This is a genomic window from Salinicola halimionae, from assembly GCF_003206065.1.
GTDB classification, from domain to species: domain Bacteria; phylum Pseudomonadota; class Gammaproteobacteria; order Pseudomonadales; family Halomonadaceae; genus Salinicola; species Salinicola halimionae.
Map to the genome: position 1 here is coordinate 618,306 of NZ_PZJQ01000004.1, position 20,198 is coordinate 638,503.

General features: G+C 59.0%; 19 protein-coding genes. 9 read left to right on the forward strand and 10 right to left on the reverse strand.

Annotated elements, in window-relative coordinates; genetic code table 11:
- Nucleotides 1-15: 15 nt before the first annotated feature.
- The 5 genes from sufC (at nt 16) to DOM27_RS08730 (ending at nt 4,779) form a co-directional block, all read left to right on the forward strand.
- Nucleotides 16-768 carry a Fe-S cluster assembly ATPase SufC gene (sufC, locus tag DOM27_RS08710; protein ID WP_110655640.1) on the forward strand — a complete coding sequence of 251 codons (753 nt, stop codon included), beginning with the start codon at nt 16-18 and terminating at the stop codon, nt 766-768.
- Complete coding sequence (gene sufD / locus DOM27_RS08715; RefSeq protein WP_110655641.1) at nt 765-2,102, forward strand: Fe-S cluster assembly protein SufD; 1,338 nt, start codon at nt 765-767, stop codon at nt 2,100-2,102. Before sufC ends, sufD begins: the two co-directional genes overlap by 4 nt.
- Nucleotide 2,103: 1 nt before the next feature.
- Nucleotides 2,104-3,345 carry a cysteine desulfurase gene (locus DOM27_RS08720; RefSeq protein ID WP_110655642.1) on the forward strand — a complete coding sequence of 414 codons (1,242 nt, stop codon included), beginning with the start codon at nt 2,104-2,106 and terminating at the stop codon, nt 3,343-3,345.
- A 52-nt stretch (nt 3,346-3,397) separates the two neighbouring features.
- Nucleotides 3,398-3,961, forward strand: coding sequence for a putative Fe-S cluster assembly protein SufT (gene sufT, locus DOM27_RS08725; protein ID WP_110655643.1), 564 nt, complete (start codon nt 3,398-3,400; stop codon nt 3,959-3,961).
- Between the two features lie 158 nt (nt 3,962-4,119).
- Nucleotides 4,120-4,779 (forward strand): SanA/YdcF family protein, encoded by a 660-nt coding sequence (locus tag DOM27_RS08730; RefSeq protein WP_110655644.1) that lies wholly within the window; start codon nt 4,120-4,122, stop codon nt 4,777-4,779.
- Nucleotides 4,780-4,841: 62 nt separating this feature from the next.
- Here the strand turns inward: DOM27_RS08730 and DOM27_RS08735 are convergent, their stop codons facing one another.
- The 4 genes from DOM27_RS08735 to DOM27_RS08750 all read right to left on the reverse strand — a co-directional run bounded on the left by DOM27_RS08735 (nt 4,842) and on the right by DOM27_RS08750 (nt 7,826).
- On the reverse strand, nt 4,842-5,282 hold the full coding sequence (locus DOM27_RS08735) for a hypothetical protein (RefSeq protein ID WP_110655645.1): 441 nt from the start codon (nt 5,280-5,282) through the stop codon (nt 4,842-4,844).
- A gap of 112 nt (nt 5,283-5,394) precedes the next feature.
- Entirely contained in the window at nt 5,395-6,303 is a 909-nt protein-coding gene (gene rimK / locus DOM27_RS08740) for a 30S ribosomal protein S6--L-glutamate ligase (RefSeq protein WP_110655646.1), read from the reverse strand.
- Between the two features lie 49 nt (nt 6,304-6,352).
- A complete protein-coding gene (locus tag DOM27_RS08745) occupies nt 6,353-6,790 on the reverse strand; it encodes an ATP-dependent zinc protease family protein (protein ID WP_110655647.1) in 438 nt (145 codons plus the stop codon).
- Between the two features lie 4 nt (nt 6,791-6,794).
- Entirely contained in the window at nt 6,795-7,826 is a 1,032-nt protein-coding gene (locus DOM27_RS08750) for a DUF3549 family protein (RefSeq protein ID WP_110655648.1), read from the reverse strand.
- 299 nt (nt 7,827-8,125) lie between these two features.
- Between DOM27_RS08750 and DOM27_RS08755 the strand changes: the two genes are divergently transcribed.
- The gene (locus DOM27_RS08755; protein WP_110655649.1) at nt 8,126-8,452 is read left to right on the forward strand and encodes a YqcC family protein; all 327 of its coding nucleotides are present in this window, start codon (nt 8,126-8,128) and stop codon (nt 8,450-8,452) included.
- 105 nt (nt 8,453-8,557) lie between these two features.
- Here DOM27_RS08755 and DOM27_RS08760 read toward each other — a convergent pair whose 3' ends face one another.
- Nucleotides 8,558-9,115 (reverse strand): OmpW/AlkL family protein, encoded by a 558-nt coding sequence (locus DOM27_RS08760; protein ID WP_110655650.1) that lies wholly within the window; start codon nt 9,113-9,115, stop codon nt 8,558-8,560.
- Nucleotides 9,116-9,367: 252 nt separating this feature from the next.
- Here DOM27_RS08760 and DOM27_RS08765 point away from each other — a divergent pair, with 252 nt between their 5' ends.
- Nucleotides 9,368-10,399 carry a glycosyltransferase family 2 protein gene (locus DOM27_RS08765; protein WP_245392648.1) on the forward strand — a complete coding sequence of 344 codons (1,032 nt, stop codon included), beginning with the start codon at nt 9,368-9,370 and terminating at the stop codon, nt 10,397-10,399.
- Nucleotides 10,396-10,788: a GtrA family protein gene (locus DOM27_RS08770; protein WP_110655652.1), complete on the forward strand. Its 393-nt coding sequence runs from the start codon at nt 10,396-10,398 to the stop codon at nt 10,786-10,788. The genes DOM27_RS08765 and DOM27_RS08770 overlap by 4 nt, the downstream gene beginning before the upstream one ends.
- 147 nt (nt 10,789-10,935) lie before the next feature.
- On the opposite strand, the gene putP is transcribed toward DOM27_RS08770, so the two are convergent.
- The 5 genes from putP to DOM27_RS08795 all read right to left on the reverse strand — a co-directional run bounded on the left by putP (nt 10,936) and on the right by DOM27_RS08795 (nt 18,322).
- On the reverse strand, nt 10,936-12,426 hold the full coding sequence (gene putP / locus DOM27_RS08775; RefSeq protein ID WP_110655653.1) for a sodium/proline symporter PutP: 1,491 nt from the start codon (nt 12,424-12,426) through the stop codon (nt 10,936-10,938).
- Nucleotides 12,427-12,612: 186 nt separating this feature from the next.
- Nucleotides 12,613-15,801 (reverse strand): bifunctional proline dehydrogenase/L-glutamate gamma-semialdehyde dehydrogenase PutA, encoded by a 3,189-nt coding sequence (gene putA, locus DOM27_RS08780; RefSeq protein ID WP_110655654.1) that lies wholly within the window; start codon nt 15,799-15,801, stop codon nt 12,613-12,615.
- A 303-nt stretch (nt 15,802-16,104) separates the two neighbouring features.
- Nucleotides 16,105-16,875, reverse strand: a complete 771-nt coding sequence (locus tag DOM27_RS08785; RefSeq protein WP_110656406.1) for a helix-turn-helix domain-containing protein — start codon at nt 16,873-16,875, stop codon at nt 16,105-16,107.
- A 24-nt stretch (nt 16,876-16,899) separates the two neighbouring features.
- The gene (locus tag DOM27_RS08790) at nt 16,900-17,271 is read right to left on the reverse strand and encodes a hypothetical protein (RefSeq protein WP_110655655.1); all 372 of its coding nucleotides are present in this window, start codon (nt 17,269-17,271) and stop codon (nt 16,900-16,902) included.
- An 85-nt stretch (nt 17,272-17,356) separates the two neighbouring features.
- Nucleotides 17,357-18,322, reverse strand: coding sequence for a Bug family tripartite tricarboxylate transporter substrate binding protein (locus tag DOM27_RS08795; RefSeq protein WP_245392649.1), 966 nt, complete (start codon nt 18,320-18,322; stop codon nt 17,357-17,359).
- Nucleotides 18,323-18,916: 594 nt separating this feature from the next.
- Between DOM27_RS08795 and DOM27_RS08800 the strand changes: the two genes are divergently transcribed.
- Nucleotides 18,917-20,107, forward strand: a complete 1,191-nt coding sequence (locus tag DOM27_RS08800) for an MFS transporter (RefSeq protein ID WP_245392650.1) — start codon at nt 18,917-18,919, stop codon at nt 20,105-20,107.
- The last annotated feature ends 91 nt before the right edge of the window (nt 20,108-20,198 follow it).

The following is a 20,198-nucleotide window of genomic DNA, read 5'->3' on the forward strand; positions in this document are numbered from 1 at the left end:
TATCAAGGGTTTCACATGCTCGAAGTCAAAGATCTTCATGTCACCATCGAGGACAAGGCTATCCTCAAGGGCCTCGACCTGACCGTAAACGCCGGTGAGGTTCACGCCATCATGGGCCCGAATGGCGCCGGCAAGTCGACGCTGTCGGCGGTGATTGCCGGCAAGGACGGCTATGAAGTCACTCAGGGAACGATTCTGTTCGAAGGGCAGGACGTGCTCGAAATGGAAATCGAGGAGCGCGCGCGCGCCGGCTTGCTGCTGGGGTTCCAGTACCCGATCGAGATCCCCGGGGTCAAGAATATCTACCTGCTCAAGGCAGCGCTCAATGCACAGCGTGCCGCTCGTGGTGAAGGCGAAATCCCGGCGCCGGAATTCATGAAGCTGGTACGTGAAAAGAGCGCCGAGATGAAGATGGATCCGAGCTTCTTGCAGCGCGCGGTCAACGAAGGCTTCTCCGGCGGCGAGAAGAAGCGTAACGAGATCCTGCAGATGCTGGTACTGCAGCCGAAGCTGGCGATGCTGGACGAGATCGACTCCGGTCTCGATATCGATGCCATGAAGGTCGTCGCCGACGGCGTCAACTCGTTGCGCAGCGCCGATCGCGCGATCCTGATGGTGACCCATTATCAGCGCCTGCTCAATCATATCGTGCCGGACCGCGTTCACGTGCTGGTCGACGGTCGAATCGTCAAGAGCGGCGATAAGGATCTGGCGCTGGAACTCGAGGCTCGAGGCTATGAATGGGTATTGGAGGAGTCTGTCGCATGAGTGCAGCGGAACGCTTTCTTCAGCGTCTGACCGCACGCCGCGCCGACGATCCGAGCTGGGTTGCGGCACGCCGGCAGGCCGGCGCGGCGCGATTCGAGGCGATGGGTTTTCCGACTCGTCGTGACGAACACTGGAAATATACCGACGTGCGTCGCATCGCCGAGGGTGACTTCGCGCTAGCCTCCGACGTCGCATTCGATGCTGCAAGCTTCGATGCCCTGCGTCTCGAGATCGATGCGCATCGCCTGGTATTCGTTGACGGTCAATTTAGCGCCACACTGTCGGATCTCGACGCGTTGCCGACGGGTGTTTCGGTCGAGCCTCTTTCCCAGGCGATGGTCGCCAATCACGAGGCCGTCGGTGGATCATTGGGCCGTTTGGCGGGTGTCGATTTCTCGCCCTTTACCGCGCTCAACACCGCGTTCGCGGATGAGGGCGCCATCATTCGTTTGTCTGCCGGCACCGTCGTCGATAAGCCGATCTATCTGTTGATGCTGTCGCGCGCTGGCTCACAGCCGGTAATGAGCCATCCGCGGGTACTGGTCGAAGCCGGCGCGCGTACCGAGGCAACGATCATCGAGCACTATGCCGGTGAGCCCGAGGCGGCGAACTTCACCAATGTGGTGACCGAAGTGATGCTCGACCGGGGTGCCATCATCGATCATTACAAGCTGCAGGAAGCCGCACTGACGGATTTGCATGTGGCCAGTATTCATGTCGACCAAGGGCGCGACAGCCACTTCAATTCGTACAACATGAACCTGGGCGGGGCATTGGTGCGCACGGATCTGGTGACGGATCTGAATGCCGAAGGCGCTGAAGCAGCCTACAACGGACTGTTCTTCGTGCAGGGTCGTCAGCACGTCGATAACCATACGCTGGTCAATCACAATGCGCCGCGCACTTTCTCCAACGAGAACTACAAGGGCGTACTCGATGACCGCTCTCGCGGTGTGTTCAACGGCAAAGTCTTCGTCAAGAAGGACGCGCAGCAGATCGAGGCGTATCAGAACAACGCCAACCTGTTGCTTTCCGATCGTGCCGAAATCGATACAAAGCCGGAACTGGTGATCTACGCCGACGATGTCAAATGTTCTCACGGCGCCACTACCGGCCAGTTGGATGAAGATGCCGTCTATGCGTTACGAAGTCGCGGTATCGATGAGCCGATGGCGCGAGCATTGCTGACGTTGGCATTCGTCGGCGAGGTCATGGACAAGGTGCGCCTCAACGTCATCGCCGAGCGTGTCGAACGAGCCGTTGCTGGGCGTCTGCCGGAGCGCTTCAACCTGGCTGACCTGGTGGAAACCGCCGAGGCCATTCAGGAGGCTTGAGATGACCGCGATTACCGATCTGACGCTGGACCTGGCGGCGGTGCGCCGGGATTTTCCGATTCTCGATCGGGAAGTTCACGGTAAGCCATTGATCTATCTCGACAACGCGGCTACCAGCCAGACGCCGGTGGCGGTGATCGACAGCCTTAGTGACTATTATCGTCGCTACAACGCCAATATTCATCGCGGCCTGCATACACTGGCCGACGAGGCAACAGCTGCCTTCGAGGGCGTGCGCACGACGGTCCAGCGCCACATCAATGCGTTCGAACCGCGCGAGATCGTATTTACGCGGGGGACCACCGAAGCGATCAATCTGGTGGCCAACAGCTGGGGCCGGGCCAACCTGAAGGCTGGCGACGAAGTGGTGATTTCTTTGATGGAGCATCACTCCAATATCGTGCCCTGGCAGTTGCTCGAGCGCGAGTTGGGTATCGTGATCAAGGTCATCCCCGTCGACACGCGCGGCGTGCTCGATCAGGACGCCTATCGCGAGATGCTCGGCGAGCGAACTCGGCTGGTCTGCGTCAATCACGTCTCCAATGCCTTAGGAACCATCAACCCCATTGCCGAAATGGCGGCCGACGCTCATGCATGCGGTGCGCTGATGCTTGTCGATGGCGCCCAGGCGGTGCCGCATCAGGCAGTCGATGTGCAGGCGCTGGATGCCGATTTCTATGCGTTTTCGGGGCACAAGGTCTATGGACCGATGGGCGCCGGGGCGTTGTATGCCAAGGCATCCATCCTCGAGTCCATGCCGCCGTGGCAGGGTGGCGGTGAAATGATCTCGCGAGTCTCTTTCGAGCACGGCACCGATTTTGCCGCCGTCCCGCATCGGTTCGAGGCCGGGACGCCGTCGGTAGCTGACGTGATTGCCATGGGCGCGGCGCTGGATTGGGTCAACGCGCTTGGCATCGAGCGGTTGTCGGCCTGGGAGCATTGGCTGCTGGATCATGCCACCCAGAAGCTCGAGCAGATCGACGGGCTGAAAATCATCGGTACGGCGCCACAGAAGGCGGGCGTGATCTCGTTTCTCGTCGACGGCGCGCATGCTCAGGACATCGGTTTGTTGATCGACCAGTTGGGTGTGGCGATCCGTACCGGGCATCACTGCGCTCAGCCAGTGTTGAACCATTTTGGTGTCGAGGCGACCTGCCGTGCCTCGCTGGCGGTCTACAACACGCCGGAAGAGGTCGATGCGTTCGTCGAGGCCTTGCAGCGCGTGCTTGGCATGCTGCGCTGAGTCGGTTCCGGCTCTCGGTGTGTCAGGGCCGTCAATTCTGTCAGGAGCAACGATGGATCCGCTAAACGAGGTCTATAAAGGCCAGGAAATGCCGCTACAGCGGGATGTCGAGGTCATCTCGATTCCGTTCGGCAAGACCATCACGCTGGCTGAAGACAGTACGGTCGTGGTGATGCAGGCCAAGGGGAGCTCGGTCAGTGTCAGCTACGAAGGGCGGCTTTATCTGATCGAAGGCCACGATCTCGATGCGCTCGGCCTCAAAGCGCTCGAGCGGCCGACGCTGGATCCCGCCGCGACGGAAGCGGAGATGGAGCGCTTTGTTTGGGATCAGTTGCGAACCTGCTTCGACCCTGAAATACCGGTCAATATCGTCGATCTGGGGCTGGTCTACGGCTGTCGCCTGGAGCGCCTGCTCACCGGCGAACTCATGGTTACCATTCGGATGACGCTGACGGCGCCGGGCTGCGGAATGGGCGACGTCATCGCCGAGGACGCGCGGCGCAAGATCCTGGGTGCATCGCAGTTCTCCAAGGTTCATGTGGAAATCGTTTTCGATCCCCCCTGGAGCCGTGAGATGATGAGCGAAGAGGCGCGCCTCGAGCTGGGAATGTTCTAGGCACCTGGCAGAAAATGCCTGACTAACTTCCGAGCTGCGCGAGCCGGTTTCTGGCAGAGCAACGAACGCAATATGTTGATCGATACGTCCACACGCTATCTGACTTCCGAGAGCGGCCCTCAGCGGCCGCTTTTCGCTCACCGCCATTACGTTTATTCATGCTCCGGCTACTGAAGGGGTTATTCAAGGCGCTATCGGCTGGCGTGCTGTTGCTGGCGATCGGTGTGGTGCTGATCAATCTGTGGATACTGCAGAAGACCCAAGCTCGCATCGAGCATGAGGTACCGCTTTGTACCGCGCAGCCGGTCGGGCTGGTCTTCGGTACCGCCCAATGGCTTCGCCAGGGTGGCTCCAACCCCTACTACAAGGCCAGGATCGAGACGTCGGCAGAGCTGCTGCGGCTTCATCGCATCCAACACCTGCTACTTTCCGGCGATAACCGCACAAGGTATTACAACGAGCCCATCAGCATGTGGCGCTCCTTGCGCCATCGCAACGTGGACGATGAATACATGACGCTCGATTATGCCGGCTTCAGCACGTTCGATAGTGTCGTTCGAGCCAAGGAAGTCTTTGGCGCTGACCGATTGATGCTGATATCACAGGATTGGCATCTACCGCGGGCATTGTTCATCGCGGACGCCCTCGGGGTCGAGGCCTCCGGGTGCGCAGTGCCGGATGGTGGCGTCGAGGGCGAGTGGCGACTAAGGCTGCGGGAGTGGCTTGCCCGTGCCGCCACCTTTGGAGATCTCTACTTCTGGGGTAGGGAACCTTACTTTCTGGGACCTCAAGAGCCGATCCGACTACCACCGTCGTGAGCGCTCGCCCGAGCCTTGCTGACAATGAGTCGGCCGGCGCATCGCAGGTCGTATTCCAGGTGTCAGCGTTGGCGTTGTTGCAGCTTGTTGATTTCCCGAATCAATGCGCGGCAGTTCTTCCAGCAGCGTTCCAGTGTTGGTTCCAGCGCTTCCGGTAGCGGATGAGTAAAGGCATTACCCAGCGCCTGCATCAACACACGCTCCTGCTCGAGAAGTTCTCCCAGCAGTACGGCGCTGTCATTGCCGACGAAGCTTTTGATGCGGCTCCAGAGCCACAGATAGTCGTCGCGCTCGACGTCGGCATCGCGTGGCAGAATATCGAGATGCTCGCGAACCAGCTGCTGTAGTTCGTGCATGGCGACCCCACGTTCCTCGTAATGGGGTTTCAGGGCATTACGCAGCGCCGGTCGCAGGCGATCGAGATTGTCCTGAAAATAATCGAGACTGTCGGCCAGCGCTTCGAGAACGCTGTCCATCGCCACTTGGCGATTGTCGAGAAACATGTGCGGCCACCTCCTGAGGTGACACAAATTGTGCGGCCGGAAACACTGTTTTGCTACCCCTAATAGCAGAAAATTTTAGCATTTTCGGCTATTTGTTCGATTTTTCCTCGATCTAACCTTTAGGCTTCGGTGGCGCCTTGCGCGGGGTGCTGGCATTTTTTTCCAAATGCTCGATGATCAGGCCTGCAATATCCTTACCGGTCGCGGATTCGATGCCCTGCAGGCCGGGTGAGGAATTGACCTCCATGATGACCGGACCATGATTGGAACGCAGCAAATCGACGCCTGCCACGCCCAGCCCCATCGCCTTGGCGGCGCGAATGGCGGTAGAGCGTTCTTCCGGGGTAATTCTAATGACACTCGCGGTACCGCCACGGTGGAGATTGGAGCGGAATTCCCCTTCGGCTGCCTGGCGCTTCATCGAAGCCACGACCTTATCGCCGATGACGAAACAGCGAATGTCGGCACCTTTGGCTTCCTTGATGTACTCCTGAACCATGATGTTGGCCTTCATGCCCATGAACGCCTGGATCACCGACTCGGCAGCCTGATTGGTTTCCGCCAGCACCACGCCGATGCCCTGCGTACCTTCCAGCAACTTGATCACCAGTGGCGCGCCCTTGACCATGGTGATCAGGTCGGGGATATCGTCAGGCGAATGGGCGAAACCGGTCACCGGGAGCCCCAAGCCCTTGCGCGACAACAACTGCAACGAGCGCAGCTTGTCACGGGAACGGGTAATGGCGACCGAGTCGTTGAGCACGTAGGTACTCATCATCTCGAACTGACGCAATACGGCACACCCGTAGAACGTCACTGACGCGCCGATCCGTGGAACGATAGCGTCGAACGGCTCCAGCTCTCCGCCCTTGTAGTGAATCGAGGGGCGGTGCGAGGCGATATTCATGTAGCAGCGCAGTGTATCGACGATTCTGACACTGTGGCCACGCTGCTCGGCGGCCTCGATCAAACGACGCGTCGAGTAGAGGTTGCGATTGCGTGACAAGATGCCGATGTGCATGCGCGAAAGGCTCCGTAGCCGGGATGAGAGGGCGTGGTAAAAAGGGGTGTCAGGGTTCACCGTGCAGGAACGCGGCACCCGGGGCAACCAACAGTCGCCGCATGGCACGCCTTCCCAGTAGCATGGGATGACGCATGTCGCTGCGATCGGTCAGAGTCAGCTCGATGGGGAAGTCCAGCTCTCCCAGGATGAGCCGCGTGCGGATCACATAACGCCACTCCTGATGGCCGTTTGAGCTTCTGACTCTGCGGCGGTCGTGCAGTGGTAGCTGGCATTCATGATGCGCAATGGGCTGACCACTCGAGCGGGTAATGAAGCGAACCCAAGGATGACCGCCTTCCTCGTAGGGTTCGATCTGTTCCGCGTGCAGGGCGGACGTTCGAGCGCCGGTATCCGCTTTGCAGCAGAGCGTCATGTGGAGATCCGGCAGTGTGACCATCTCGCGCCGGCCGATAATCGCCTTGGCCTGGTAGGGCAATGCTTTCATGGGTTCACGTGTTCCCTTCTCTGACGAGCCGGCCCAGGGAGGAGTTCGCCGGCGCCTGACGCAGCATCATCAATATGGGCAGCCGCAGGCGCGGGATCAATGCCAAATCGTGTACCACAGGACGAAAGTTGGCATCCGAACAGCTCGCCAGACGTTCCAGAAACCGTCCGAGGCGAGTTTCATGCTCGAGATGATGCCAGCCTCGAGCGGCGATGGCCGCCAGGCAGTCGGCGGCCATGAGATCCTCGTCATCGAGAATACGATCCAGCCAATCGCCTACTCGGCCATCGTTGCTGCCCAATAACGCTCTCAACAAGGCGCAGAACGTTTCGACATCTTGTCGTTGTCTTGCCTCGCGCATGGCTTCCCATAACGTTGGCAGGAGGTCGGCGGGGGCGTCGCCATGCTCCATCAGGTAGCACATCGGGAGAACGACGTCTCTCGGCAATGTTTTTAGGCGCTTGGTCAGCGCGAGGATGACGGCGGGGTCCTGGGCGGCGACTTCGTCGGCCAGCCCTTGAAGCCTCAGCATTTGCCAATCGAGTCCGCTGTCGCCTAGCAGGTAACGTCGCGCCAGGTCAGAATGCGCGGATGACGGTTGTCCGAATCTTCGAGACAGGCGAGCATGCAGCAACGCACGTTGATGCAGTTCCGGCTCGAAGGCCAGTGGATTGTCCTGCATCAGATTGCTCTGGGTCAGAACGTCTCGCGTCGAGTCGTTCGGTGTCGGCCCGTCAGCCGGCTGCATGCCAAGAGTCAGCAGACGATCGAGAAACGCATCTCGTGCGGCGGGCACCAGCAATCCCTGTTCATCTAACGGCAGGGATAAAAACCAGATCGCCGGATCCTCTTGCAGGGCGGGCCAGTGCATGGCACACGCGACCTGAGCACGACCATTCCAGGGCAACGGCCAGGGTTCGCGTTCCTGCTCGAAAGCGGAGAAGGTGTCACGACTAATGGGTGCCACTCGCCGGCCCAGCGCCGATAACGCAAGTTCGGCGCGGCTATGCGTGAAAAAATCGCTCAGAGTCTGCATGGTGGATAATCGTCATGTTCGTCGAGGCGCGCACTGTAACGTGCGGTAGTGGCGCTGGATAGTGTGTGACCAAAAATTGACCAGCCTTTCCGATCGCATGTATTGCGCCGGATTGACGCAGGTGTCCCAAGTTTATCCACAGGCTCTTTCAGGATTTTTGTGAGCAACCGCAAGATGGAGTCTCTAGGGTTCTGGCAGTATCGAAGAATCACAGCATCGAAGAATCACAGCACCGTAGAATCACAGTCTCAGGAGACAGAATGGCAGTATCAGGAGAAATGATCTCATCAGGAGAAAGGATGACCGTCCACGAAGAGCTGGCGCGCGGCCTACGCCAGTTGGAAGTCGTGCTGATGAGCGCAGGGTTGTGGGAAGAACCCTTGCCAGCGCCTTCGGCATTCGAGAGTCACCAACCGTTTTGCGTCGATACGATGTCGATGCCGCAGTGGCTACGCTATGTCTTTATTGCTCGGTTGCAGGCACTTGTCGATGCACGCGCGCCCTTGCCGGCCAGTTGCGACGTCGCCCCGGCGATGGAGGTATGGCTCAAGGACGCGCCTGCATCCCAAAGAGAGCCTGTGATCCGTCAACTTGCCGCCGTCGACCGGATCGTGACCCGCGCGTGATCGTCGCCTGGGGAACCAGTACCTTGCCCTGGCGCCAAGTACTTGAACCCCAGGCACAAAAAAACCGGGCCCTGAGGCCCGGTTGATATACCGACTGGCAATCGCTTAGAAGCGGCCAGTGACACCAGCACCAACGGTGACCGGGTCGAGGTCGAGATCGCGCCCGCCGCTGATGTCAGCGCTGACATCGGTGTACTGGGCAAAGGCGTTGAAGCCGAAGTTGTCGGTTACCATCAGATCAACACCCAGTTGACCAGTAGCGCCCCAGGAGTCGTCGATGCTGCCGACTTTGCCGCCACTCTCATCAGAGAACGAGGTGTAATTGACGCCGACGCCAGCGTAGGGCTGAACGCGAGAATCCATGCCGCCCAGCGGGTAGTACTGAGCCATCAGGTTGATCGGAACCTGATGGAAAGTGCCGCCTTCAGCATGAACCTGAGTTTCGGTCATGGAGCTCAATTCGACGCCGATCTTGTCCTGAACCATGTAGCCTACGCCAAAGGAAGCGCTTTTATCGTTATCAGCATAGCCGTCGTCAGTGTCAGTCTTGGCAACATCCAGACGGCCATAGAAATCACCGGCACCGTAGGCGAATGCGGCTTGGGTCCCGAATGCGCAAGCGCCGGCAACTACCATTGCAGAAATCAGTTTGGTCTTGGTCATGATAAGTACTCCCTTTCTTTCATCATGAAGCCGTGTTACCGGCCTTCACATTCTATGAGACAACGCCCCAATGATAGGAAACGGTGTTTTTTATGTCCAGTAAAATTTTGAAACGGCGTTTTTTTACGTATGTTCAGGTTTTATCCCTGCTCGTGCGCATCCCGCTCTGAGCCGCTAGGATTACCGTAGTCGCTGACCGTTCAAGTTGCCAATGCAGGGAAGGCTTAGATTCATTTCGTGCGAGGAGCGCTCGTGGATAGACGTCGATCAGGCTGGATGTTGTCGATCGTGGTACCGGTAATGAATGAAGAAAGTGCCATCGATCGTTTTCTCGAGGCGGTGAATCACGCGTTGGATAGCATCGTTCCCCAACTCGAAATTCTGTTCGTTGACGATGGCTCCACCGATTCGACGCTCGCCGGGCTTCGCCAGCGAGCCTCGGCGGATTCCCGCGTTCGGGTGTTGTCGTTGACGCGTAATTTTGGCAAGGAGGCTGCGATGACCGCCGGCCTGGATCATGCGCGAGGTGATGCGGTGGTGCCCATGGATGTCGACTTGCAAGACCCACCCGAGGTCATTGTGGAATTCATTCGGCTCTGGCGGGACCAGGGCTATGACATGATCTACGGCATTCGCGGCTCCAGGGATGAAGATACCCAGGCAAAACGCACCTCCGCCGGACTCTTTTACCGCTTCTTCAACCGCCTCGCGGAGACACCGATCCCCAGCAACGCAGGAGATTTTCGTCTGATGGATCGTCGAGTCGTCGAGGCGATAAAGCGGCTACCCGAGCGCAATCGTTTCATGAAGGGGCTTTTCAGTTGGCCGGGATATCGTTCCATTGGGGTCTACTATGATCGACCGGCAAGGAAGTCCGGAACGAGCAAGTTCAATTTCTGGAAACTCTGGAATTTCGCCATCGATGGTCTCGTCAGCTTTTCGACCTGGCCACTGCGAATCTGGATGTATTTTGGCGCCGTCATCGCTGGGTTCGCTTTTCTCTACATTCTGTTGCTCGTCGGGCGGGTCATCGTGGTAGGAAGTGATGTGCCCGGTTACGCGTCGCTGATGACGGCGATTCTATTCTTCGGCGGCATGCAGTTGCTCTCCGTCGGAATTCTGGGAGAGTACGTGGGACGTCTATTCATCGAGGCCAAGCAGCGGCCTCTGTACCTGGTTGCCGAGGACAGCCTGGTCATCGAAGACAGCTTCAACGCTGAGAAAGAGGCAGCCGGGTTCGATACCGTATTCGGTCGAGTCGATGGAGCGTCTGACGCCTCATGAAACGTCGACTCAAGCGCGAAGCGAAAACTGCCGCACGTTTTGGTCTGGTAGGGGGTGTTGCGACGGCGGCTCATTTGTCGGTCGCCGCCATTCTCAGTGCATCGTGGCCGGGACTGTCGGAATTTGTCGTCAATCTCTGCGGTTTTCTGGTGGCCTTCCAGATTTCTCTTGTCGGCCATCGTCGACTGACGTTTCGTCGCCGGGGGCGAGCACGACGCTTCTTCACCCTGGCGTTGCTGGGTTTCGCCCTCAACAATGGTGTACTGGCGGCATTGCTGGCATCGACCGATATCGCAGGCTTCTGGGCGATTGGCATCGCCACGCTCACCGTCCCGCTGATTACCTATGTTGGTTCCAGGTTGTGGGCGTTTCGCGAGCACCATACCTGATGACCGGATACGAGAAGGCCGGGGAGGCTGACTGATGAGGGTCTGCTACGGGTCAGGGGACGACGACTGACATTTATCGGCAGGGCATCGAAAAGGGCTCCCGCAGGAGCCCTTCCGATGACTTGGAGTGCACTACGTGCCCTATTGTTAACGCGAGATCTGCTTATATTCACCCGCATCGCTGGTCGCGCGGCTCACCACCAGGATGGCAATGAAGGAAGCGATGAAGCCGGGAATGATCTCGTAGACGCCTGGGCCGCCCATGAACGCATCACTCCAGCCCAGCGAGATCCAGACGATTACGGTGAGGGCACCCACCACCATACCCGCGATGGCGCCTGTGCCGTTCGTGCGCGACCACATCAGTGACAAGATGATCAACGGGCCGAATGCCGCTCCAAAGCCTGCCCACGCGTTACTGACCAGCCCTAGTACCTGAGAGTTCGGGTCAGAGGCAATGACGGCTGCCACCAGACCCACCAGTACGACGCTGATCCGGCCGACGCCGACGGTCTCCTTCTCTGAGGCTTCCTTGCGCAGGAACAGGCGGTAGAAGTCCTCGGTCAGGGATGAAGATGCCACCAGCAGCTGACTGGAAATGGTGCTCATGATCGCTGCAAGCAGTGCCGCGTAGAGGAAGCCGGTAATCAACGGGTGGAACAGCAGGTTCGCCAAGATGATGAAGATCGTTTCCGGATCCTGGACATCCAGACCATTGCGGATCGCATAGGCTCGGCCAAATATGCCCAGGGAGATCGCACCGATCAGAGAGATGAGCATCCAGCTCATGCCGATGTTACGGGCGACAGGCACATCCTTGAGAGATCGAATGGCCATGAAGCGCACGATGATGTGCGGTTGCCCGAAATAACCCAGGCCCCAGGTCACTGCGGATAGCCAACCGATGAAGGTCAATCCATCCGTCCACGATAGCAGCGTGGGATCGACCTCATTCAGGGTCTGTGAGGCTTGTGAGAAACCGCCACCCCCTTCGCCGAAGATAACGACTGCCGGCATGATCACTAAGGCCAGCATCATGATGCAGCCTTGCACGAAGTCAGTCATGCTCACGGCCAGGAAGCCGCCGACAACGGTATAGGCGAGTACCACGCCGAGTGTGATGACGACGCCCGCCGCGTAGTCGCTCAGGCCACCGATGTTGATGACGCCGGAAAACGCGCTCTCGAACAACTTGCCGCCGGCGACCAGACCCGATGCCGTGTAGATCGCGAAGAAGATCACGATGACGATAGCGGATACCGTCCTCAGCGACATGGCCCGAGTCGGGAATCGGTTTGCCAGGAAGGCGGGAATGGTGATCGCATTGCCATAGTGAACCGTCTGTTCGCGAAGGCGCGGTGCGACGAGTACCCAGTTGAAGAATGCCCCCACGAACAGGCCGATACCGATCCAGGCCGAACCCAGGCCGGATACGAACATCGCCCCGGGTAGACCCAGCAGCAACCAGCCGCTCATGTCCGAAGCGCCTGCCGATAACGCTGCCACCTGGGGACTGAGAGTCCTGCCACCCAGCATGTAATCTTCTGAGGTGGACGTGGATGTGCGCATGGCATAAAGGCCGATGGCGATCATGAGCGCAAAGTAGGCAAAAAGGCTGATCCAAACACCGATAGCCATATTGGAGTCTCCTGTTTCTTAGTTATTAGGCCGGAGGTAGCTCCGACGAGCTTTACGCACGCGAACCTGAGCGTTGGCGACGAGCACCCCGCTCGGGAGGAGTACGAAGGGGAGGCCCATGTCGGCATTGTTGTTAACCATTGTGGGCTCCCCGTGATCTGCAGTCGTCGATAATGCGTCGTGAACTCAGTCACCCATAGCGAGCAGTGAAGCGTTGCCACCCAAGGCCGCCGTATTGATGGTGCGCGTTTTTTCGGTGGCGAAGCGTAACAGATAATGTGGCCCGCCCGCCTTCGGGCCCGTCCCCGAGAAGCCCTGGCCACCGAAAGGCTGTACGCCGACGACCGCGCCGATGATGTCGCGATTGACGTAGACGTTACCGACCCGGATGCGACTGGCCACATGATTGGTGAAGTTCTCATTACGGCTATGCACGCCGAACGTCAGCCCGTAGCCCTTACCGTTGATGGCGTCGATGACGGTTTCGAGCTGGTCGGCACGATAGCGAACGATATGCAGCAGCGGCCCGAACTGTTCGGCTTCCATTGATTCGATGCCGTCGATACTGAAGGCCATCGGGGCGACGAAGGTGCCGTTCTCGGTCAGAGTGGGATCGAGCTTGGCCTCGGCGATCAATCGGCCTTCCGCCTTCATCGTTTCGACGTGTCTAAGCAGACCTTCACGAGCTTCTTCGTCGATGACCGGGCCGACATCGGTGCCCAGGTCGCTCGGGTCGCCAATTCGCAGTTCGTCCATCGCCCCACGCAGGATCTCGATCACGCGGTCGGCGATATCTTCCTGCAGATAGAGGACACGAAGGGCGGAACAGCGCTGCCCGGCACTCTGGAACGCGGAGTGAACGACGTCGGCCACGACCTGCTCGGGGAGGGCGGTGGAGTCGACGATCATCGCGTTCATGCCGCCGGTTTCGGCAATGAGTGTCGGTAGTGCCGCGTTCTCTCTGGCTGCCAGTGCCCGATTGATGATCTGCGCGGTGGCAGTCGATCCGGTAAAGACCACGCCGGTGATGCGTGGGTCGCTGCTCAGTACGCTGCCCACCGTGGGGCCATCGCCGGGCAGCAGCTGCACCACGTCCCGCGGCATGCCGGCTTCATACAGCAGCTCGATCACCCGGTTGGCGACCAGCGAAGTCTGCTCGGCGGGCTTGGCGAGTACGGTATTTCCGGCCACCGCCGCCGCCACTAGCTGACCCGTAAAAATGGCGACCGGGAAGTTCCAGGGGCTGATGGCGGCGAAGACGCCTTTGCCGCTCATCATCAGCTCGTTGGACTCGCCGGTGGGTCCGGGCAGGGCGATAGGTTCGGCGAAGAGCTCGCGAGCGCGAGCCGCATAGTAGCGGCAGAAGTCCACGGCCTCGCGGATTTCGTCGACGCCATCGGTGAGCAACTTGCCGCCTTCTCGTGAACATAGGGCCATCAGTTCAGCGAGATGCGTTTCCATCAGGTCGGCATGACGCTCGAGAATGGCCGCACGCTCTTCGACCGGGGTTTCGCTCCAGCGTGGAAATGCCTGCCAGGCAATGTCGACCGCCTGTTCGGCCTGCTCGTGTGTCGCCCATTGCACGCTGCCAACGGAATGACGACGGTCGAAGGGACTGGTGACGCGTTGACGCTGACTGTCGTCGTCGGCGACATCGATACCTAGCAGCGGCTTGGCGTGATATTCCCGTTCCATGAATGCTGCCATGCGATCGATCAGCGGCTGATATTCACTGTTGATGTTCAAATTGACGCCCTTGGAGTTCTTGCGTGCCGCACCGTAGAGGTCTTTCGGCAACGGAATTTTGGTATTGGCAAAGGTTGGGTAGGGCTTGAGGGTCGCGATCGGGTGAACACATAGGGATTCGACCGGCACGCGCGGGTCGACCAACTGATGGACGAACGACGAGTTGGCGCCGTTTTCCAGTAGCCGACGGACCAGGTAGGGCAGCAGATCCTTGTGCGCGCCCACGGGGGCGTAGATGCGGCAGTAAGTGCCCTGCGGTGCGCGCTTCAGTGCCGCGTCGTAAAGCGCCTCACCCATGCCGTGAAGGCGCTGGAATTCGAACGCACGGTCGGCATCGTTGGCCAGTTCGAGGATATTGGTGATGGTATGCGCATTATGGGTCGCGAATTGGGGGAAGATGCGGCCGCGGGTGTTTTCGGAGAGCAGGAACTGGGCGCAGGCGAGATAAGCGACATCGGTGCACGCCTTGCGGGTATAGACCGGATAGCCGTCGATCCCGAGTTTCTGCGATTCCTTGATCTCGGTGTCCCAGTAGGCGCCCTTGACCAGACGCAGCGGAATTTCGTCGCCCTGCTGATCGGCCAGTCGATTGATGTAATGAAGCACTGGCAGGGCGCGTTTGGCATAGGCCTGGATCACCAGGCCGAAGTGGCCCCAGCCGCGGCAGGCATCGCTCTCGAAAACGGCACGAAAGACTTCGAGCGAAAGCTCGAGGCGGTCCACTTCCTCGGCGTCGATGGTCAGCGCGACATGACGTTCACGGGCCAGTTCGACGAGCTGCTTGACGGTGCCGACCAGTTCTTCGAGAACCTGGGTGCGGCGGCCGAATTCGTAGCGCGGATGCAGTGCCGATAGCTTGATCGACACTGATGGCGCTGGCGTTTTGGCATCGAGTTTGACGCTGGTTTCACCCACTTGGCGAATCGCCGAGGCGTAGTCATCGAAGTAGCGCTGCGCATCCTGGCGCGTGCGGGCAGCTTCGCCCAGCATGTCGTAGGAGTAGGTGTAGCCTTTATTGAACAGCGGTTTGGAGCGCTTGAGCGCCTCGTCGATCGTGCGCCCCAGCACGAACTGCTGGCCCATGACCTTCATCGCCTGGTACATCGCACTGCGAATGACCGGCTCGCCCATGCGATTGACCATCTTGTTGATGAAGTTGGCCGGCTTGCCTTCGCGGGGCTTGTCCATCTGAATCACGTTGCCGGTCATCAGTAGGCCCCAGGTCGAGGCATTGACGAACCAGGATTCACTTTGCCCCAGATAACGTTTCCAGTCGGCGACGCCCAGCTTGTCTTCGATCAACGCGTCGGCGGTCGTCTTGTCGGGAATTCGCAGCAGTGCCTCGGCCAGACACATCAGCAATACGCCTTCCTGGGTATCGAGGCTGTACTGTTGAAGCAACTCATCGATGGAGTCGACAGCAGTGTCCATGGCGCGTACGTCGCGGACCAACTGTGCAGTATTGTCACCGATACGAGCGAAATCGGCCTCGCCGGCGCCTAACAGCGTACATAGCTCGGTGAGATAGGCATCTTCGTCGACGATGTAATGTTCGCTGATCCTCGCGAACAGGGTTTCCAGCGAGGTCTGCCAGGTGGCAGCGTCCAGCATTTGTTCGGCTTTCAGCATTGTTGAGCCCCTTTAGCAGTATTGGACCAGGCAGTATTGAGCCAAGCACTATCGAACCAAGCCGTGTCGAACCAAGCCATATCGAACCATAGTGATCGACGTCAGCGCCGGCGGCCGCTCTCGAAACGCTGCAGTTTTGCCGACGCCAATGAAAAGAAGTAATAGCTGACTCTAGCGTGAAACAAGGCGCGGGTTCTTGCCAATTTTCCGGGGGATATTTGCTAAAAAGACCGGGTGAGCGCGCTAAAAGCTGGATAGGGGTATTGGAGACTGAACGCTCCTGTCTGGAGCGTTAACGCTTTGCTAGAGAGAGGGGCGACGCAGATGCGTGGGAGAATGGCCGTAGCGGCGTCGAAAGGCATTGCTCAAGGCGCTCTGGTTGGCGAAGCCGGTGCGTTCCGCGATATCGGCGAGCGGCATGTCGGTCAGGTTCGTCAGCTCGCGGGCCGTGTGCAGCCGCAACCGCATCACGAATTGATAGGGTGTGATTCCCGTTTGATCACGGAAGCGCTCGCTGAAATGAGCCTCGCTAAGACAGACGATATTGGCCAGGTCGGACACGCTAATACGTTGATCCAGCCGCTCGAGAACGAATTGCTCGAGGCGCTGAGTATCGAGCGGCCGGCTGGCTCGTTTGGTCAACGAAGGCGAACAGAGGGTTGCGCCGAGACGGGCGTGCAGGGAGCTAAGCAGCGTCGTGACCAATAGATCTCCCGGCGCATGACGGGTCTGCGCCATTTCCTGTATCAGAAACTGCAGATAATGCTGCAACGATTCGTCGATCGAGAAGTAGCCCGGCCGATCGAAAAGGGCTCTCAGCTGGCGATGCATGCCCGTTAGCGAGGCCGCGTCGTCCGGGAGGTCGATGATCAGCTGACGGTTATCGCCGACTCCTTCGTAGTAGTGTTCGATATTGGCCGGTACCAGACAGCCGGAAAGCGGCGCCACGAGGCCACCTTGGCCGGCGATTTCGAACTCGGCGTAACCCGACAGCCCGATCACTATCTGATGGTGGTCGTGATGATGATGCTGAATCGCATTGTCGAGCGGGGCGAGCCGGATCGTATCCGTCATGATATCCGCTGCCACTGAACCGGGTCAGGCACGATATTCACCTTCCTGAAGCGCCTGATGTGCCGCCAGGTGATCGCGCAGGGCAGCCAGCTCTTCGCGGCCGCTGCGGGAAAAGAGCGATCCTCCCTGAGCGGCCTGCCACGGTCGACCGTAGGTTTCCATCAGATGTTGACTTCGCCGGCGCAGGTTTTCCAGATAAGTGTCATGACGGATCGGATAGCCGATCAGCGTATGCCAGCGCGCTTCGCTGGCGCGGTTTTCCAGCACTGCGTCGAACAGATCGAGCAGATCTTGCGCCTGGGTGCGGTAGCGTGGCGTACGAGACAGCATGAGCGCTGTTACGGTTGCCAGGCTGATCAGCAGACAGATGGCGAAAACCAGAAGAAAGAGTGACATCGCTAGGGCTCCCCGGCGCGCGGCAACCGACGCAGTCTACCATGTCGGCTGCCGTGGTCCTCAAGGAGGTCGAGAAAGGCGGTATCTAGCGTGTCATGCCCAATTCGTCGCCGATTTCCTTGATCTCGATAATCTGCTGGGCGACGAATTGATTCAGTTCATCCCCGGACTTGTGAAATGGCAGAAGTCCGTTCTGGGTCATGGTCTGTTGCCATTGCGGGGTGTCGTAGAGTGTGTTCAGCGTCTTCGTCCACCACGCATAGCTCTGTTCGGAAGCACCAGCGGGGGTGTAGAAACCGCGCCAATTGGGCGCGACCACATCGATTCCCTGCTCCTTGGCCGTCGGAATATCGGCAAACTGGCCCGGCAGCCGTTCGTCGGAGAACACGGCCAGAATACGAAGATCACCGCTATCGACGAAACTCTTGGTTTCACTGATATCACCGGTGAAAGCGTCGATATGACCGCCCAGCAACTGGCTGATGGCAACCGAGCCGGAATCGAAGGCGAGATACTTGATATCGCGAATGGACTCGACACCGGCTTTTCGTGCCGCCATCAGCACCTTGATGTGATCGAAGCCACCGGCCACATCGCCGCCCGAGAACGTTACGCTACCGGCATCGGCCTTGAGCGCATCGAGTAGTGCTTTCAGCGACTGATAGGGAGAGTCCTTGGCGACGGCGATTACGCCGTAATCGGCTCCCAGTGTTGCCACCCAGCGTACCTGGTCGGCACTTCCGTCGGGATAGTTGCCTAATGCCAGTTGCGTGGTCGTGGCGGTCGATGCCGCGACAATCAAATCGTCATCCTGGGCACGCTTTGCCTGCACATGGCTGAAAGCCACGCCCCCGCTGGCGCCCGGAACGTTGATTGTCTGCATGGCGGCAGGAATCATCGACAGATCCTGCAGTGTTCTTGCCACCGAACGGCAGGTGAAATCCCAGCCACCGCCGGGCTGCGCGGGGGCAATGCAATCGACCTTGCCCTGTGGTGCGGCATGTGCGGGCGCTGCAAGGGTCAATGCCAGCAATGGCAGAGCTTGGCACATGCGCTTGAAAGGTCGGGCCAGAGAACAAAAATCGGAGGAGACGTTCATGGTCATGAATCCGTGCTGTGTCGTCAGCGAAGTATGATTTCAGCCAGGCATGGTCCGGCTGGACACGGCCCGCGAGGCATGATGTGAGGCCGCCGCTCCGCTCCGGTTTCAAATGAAGAGATGAGGTGGCGGCCGGGTGACAGTAGCGGATTGACCGCGAGTTCGCTATTGGCCTTTGGCCAGACCGGGTTAGGTCGTCGGCATGTGTATAGCTGAGCGATGGCGAGGCGGGAGAGGAGCGGATGAGCGCGGTACGTTTGTCTGCACGGCACCCATACAAAAAATCGCCGCGCAGGGCGCGGCGAGAACGATCATTACAGTAAGCTCGAGAAACCGCATAGCGACAGCGGTATTGAATCTCTTGCCTACTGAGAACGGTCATCGCTGAAAAAGTTCCTTGACGCAGACTCCCGGGGCTGCAAATAGCGTCAAATCGGTGGTATTCCCCTCTTGAAATGTCTCGGATTCCGTTGCAGTAGTTCCCATTTGTCGATAAGACCTGAATAATTGCGGTTCTGTGCAATTAGACCAAAGTTGGAGAGTGCTGTGGCTCATGCTGACACCGGCGCCGCGAAACCCTCGCGGCGGTTTACGCTATTGATCGAGTTTGCGTTGGCGGTTGGCGGCTTCGCCATAGGGGTCGGCGAATTCACGATCATGGGCTTGATGCCCAATGTGGCCGAAGCGTTGAATATCACGGAGCCGCAGGTGGGTAACGTGATCAGTGCTTACGCGCTGGGCGTCGTGGTCGGTGCGCCGCTCATTGCGGTCCTGGGATCCCATTTCTATCGGCGCCACCTGTTGCTCTTGCTGATGGCCTTCTTTGCGGTCGGTAACATCGCCAGCGCGCTCGCGCCTGATTACCACACGCTAATGGTCTTTCGGTTCATTTCGGGGCTTCCCCACGGGGCCTATTTTGGCGTCGCTTCGCTGGTCGCTGCCTCGCTAGTCCCTTCGCACAAGCGTGCGCAGGCGGTAAGTCGGGTCATGTCGGGCCTGACCATCGCCATGCTGGTGGGGAATCCCTTCGCGACATGGTTAAGTCAGATATTGAGCTGGCGCTTCGCTTTCGTACTGGTTGGCGGTATTGCCATTCTCACCATCATTCTGGTGTTCCTCTATTTACCACTCAACCGGCAGGAAAGGCGCAATAGCCCCGCTCAGGAGCTGACGGCGCTCAAACGGCCCCAGATCTGGCTGACGCTGGGAGTCGGTGCAATCGGCTTCGCTGGGATGTTCTGCGTGTTCAGCTATCTGGCGCCGGTGCTGATCAACGTGACTCAGGTGTCGCCGTATTGGATACCGGTAGCACAGGCGGCCTTTGGGGCCGGTGCCATTGTCGGCAATATCGTCGGCGGTAAACTTTACGATCGCGTGCAACTCAAGGGCGTCGGATGGTTGCTGGTATGGTGTATTGCCATCTTGCTGCTGTTCCCGCTGGCGGCGCAGTCTCTGTGGTCGATTCTGCTGATCTGCGTGGCCATTGGTACCATGGTTTCGCTGTCTCCGGCCTTGCAGACACGTCTGATGGATGTAGCAGCGGATGCTCAGACGCTAGCGGCCGCGTCCAACCATGCGGCCTTCAACGTGGCCAACGCCTTGGGACCATGGTTGGGGGGAGTGGCCATCGGCGCTGGTTTCGGCTGGACTGCTACCGGCTACGTCGGGGCGGCGACGGCAGTGGGCGGGCTGATCGTGTTCTTCTTTGCCTATCGTCAACAGCAACGTCATGGGTGAACAGGGCCAGCATCGCGAGGATGCAGCGAATCGCGATGCTGATTTTCAGGGGCGAAGTTTCGCCCCTGGAGACCAGTGTACGCGCCAGCCC

Bases quoted from the DNA above. Each gene is read 5' to 3' on its own strand.
- DOM27_RS08760 (WP_110655650.1), bottom strand. From the start codon at position 9,115: ATGACCAAGACCAAACTGATTTCTGCAATGGTAGTTGCCGGCGCTTGC.
- putP (WP_110655653.1), bottom strand. From the start codon at position 12,426: ATGGCTATCGGTGTTTGGATCAGCCTTTTTGCCTACTTTGCGCTCATG.
- DOM27_RS08770 (WP_110655652.1), top strand. From the start codon at position 10,396: ATGAAACGTCGACTCAAGCGCGAAGCGAAAACTGCCGCACGTTTTGGT.
- rimK (WP_110655646.1), bottom strand. From the start codon at position 6,303: ATGCACATCGGCATCTTGTCACGCAATCGCAACCTCTACTCGACGCGT.
- DOM27_RS08750 (WP_110655648.1), bottom strand. From the start codon at position 7,826: ATGCAGACTCTGAGCGATTTTTTCACGCATAGCCGCGCCGAACTTGCG.
- DOM27_RS08755 (WP_110655649.1), top strand. From the start codon at position 8,126: ATGACCGTCCACGAAGAGCTGGCGCGCGGCCTACGCCAGTTGGAAGTC.
- sufD (WP_110655641.1), top strand. From the start codon at position 765: ATGAGTGCAGCGGAACGCTTTCTTCAGCGTCTGACCGCACGCCGCGCC.
- DOM27_RS08790 (WP_110655655.1), bottom strand. From the start codon at position 17,271: ATGTCACTCTTTCTTCTGGTTTTCGCCATCTGTCTGCTGATCAGCCTG.
- sufC (WP_110655640.1), top strand. From the start codon at position 16: ATGCTCGAAGTCAAAGATCTTCATGTCACCATCGAGGACAAGGCTATC.
- sufT (WP_110655643.1), top strand. From the start codon at position 3,398: ATGGATCCGCTAAACGAGGTCTATAAAGGCCAGGAAATGCCGCTACAG.
- DOM27_RS08730 (WP_110655644.1), top strand. From the start codon at position 4,120: ATGCTCCGGCTACTGAAGGGGTTATTCAAGGCGCTATCGGCTGGCGTG.
- DOM27_RS08745 (WP_110655647.1), bottom strand. From the start codon at position 6,790: ATGAAAGCATTGCCCTACCAGGCCAAGGCGATTATCGGCCGGCGCGAG.
- DOM27_RS08720 (WP_110655642.1), top strand. From the start codon at position 2,104: ATGACCGCGATTACCGATCTGACGCTGGACCTGGCGGCGGTGCGCCGG.
- DOM27_RS08795 (WP_245392649.1), bottom strand. From the start codon at position 18,322: ATGTGCCAAGCTCTGCCATTGCTGGCATTGACCCTTGCAGCGCCCGCA.
- putA (WP_110655654.1), bottom strand. From the start codon at position 15,801: ATGCTGAAAGCCGAACAAATGCTGGACGCTGCCACCTGGCAGACCTCG.
- DOM27_RS08735 (WP_110655645.1), bottom strand. From the start codon at position 5,282: ATGTTTCTCGACAATCGCCAAGTGGCGATGGACAGCGTTCTCGAAGCG.
- DOM27_RS08785 (WP_110656406.1), bottom strand. From the start codon at position 16,875: ATGACGGATACGATCCGGCTCGCCCCGCTCGACAATGCGATTCAGCAT.